Source organism: Micromonospora sp. C81, from assembly GCF_018070425.1.
Classification (GTDB): Bacteria; Actinomycetota; Actinomycetes; order Mycobacteriales; family Micromonosporaceae; genus Micromonospora; species Micromonospora zamorensis.
In genome coordinates this window covers 1-566 of sequence record NZ_JAGPXS010000049.1, presented here as the reverse complement: position 1 = coordinate 566, position 566 = coordinate 1, and the positions used below count along the sequence as shown (strand labels likewise).

Sequence of the window (566 nt, the reverse complement as noted above, 5' to 3'; positions counted from 1 at the left end):
GGTGGTTGCAACACCTAGGAGCTGGGTCATCTTCTCACCTGGGGTGGCCCAGCCCAGGGTCATGCGGGGGCGGTCGTTGAGTTCGTCGGCGACGTGGTCGAGGCCGGCCTGGTCGATGGTGGTGAAGTCGAATTGGCCTTTGGGGAAGTACTGGCGCAGCAGTCCGTTGGTGTTCTCGTTGCTGCCGCGTTGCCAGGGGCTGTGGGGGTCGCAGAAGTAGACCGGGCAGTCGGTGGCGATGGTGAAGTCACGGTGCCGGGCCATCTCGACGCCCTGGTCCCAGGTCAGCGAGGCCCGTAACCGTTGCGGTAGCCAGGTCATCGCGGCGGCCAGTTGGGACACGACGTGTTCGGAGACCTTGCCCTCGGGCAGCCCGACCAGGATCACGAACCGGGTAGCGCGTTCCACCAACGTGGCGATCGCGGAACCACCACGCCCACCCCGACGGACGCCTTCGAGCAGGTCACCTTCCCAGTGCCCGGGCACCGCCCGGTCAGCGACCTCAGCTGGCCGGTCAGCGATACGCAGGTTCACCCAGGGCCTAGCCGAGCGCACCGCCCCGGCCG

General features: G+C 67.8%; 1 protein-coding gene. It reads right to left on the bottom strand.

Annotation, left to right across the window (positions count from 1 at the left end; all coding sequences use genetic code 11):
• Window positions 1–566, bottom strand: a 566-nt coding sequence (locus tag KBX46_RS32225; protein ID WP_247668557.1) for an IS30 family transposase, incomplete at both ends; no start/stop codon positions are given.